The organism is Pseudomonas brassicacearum (assembly GCF_003732265.1).
Taxonomy (GTDB): Bacteria; Pseudomonadota; Gammaproteobacteria; order Pseudomonadales; family Pseudomonadaceae; genus Aquipseudomonas; species Aquipseudomonas brassicacearum_D.
In genome coordinates this window covers 1-291 of record NZ_MOBK01000137.1, presented here as the reverse complement: position 1 = coordinate 291, position 291 = coordinate 1, and the positions used below count along the sequence as shown (strand labels likewise).

The 291-nt window shown below is 57.7% G+C and carries 1 pseudogene; it reads left to right on the top strand.

The features are described from left to right. Positions 1 to 140: 140 nt before the first annotated feature. Positions 141 to 291 (top strand): annotated as a pseudogene (locus BK660_RS33270) (30S ribosomal protein S5 alanine N-acetyltransferase); the annotation flags it as partial.

Genomic DNA, 291 nt, shown 5'->3' with positions numbered 1-291 from the left:
GCTCATTCAAGAAACTACGGTTCGCCCGCGCTCCTGCGGGCTTTTTTTTGCCTGAAACAAAGTCCCTTCTGCACCACGACTTGCCGTGACCTGGCTAATTGCGCGACGCTGCCGGAAAATCCCACACGCCGGAGCGCCCGATGCCGCTGTTGACTATGCCCTGTCAACGCCTGAAGCTCGAAATACTCGCTCCAGAGCAGGCCGAGCTTGAAAGCGAGTTCTACCGACGTAACCTGCGCCACCTCGCGCCATGGTCACCCATCCGAACCACTGAATATTTTTCCACCGAGC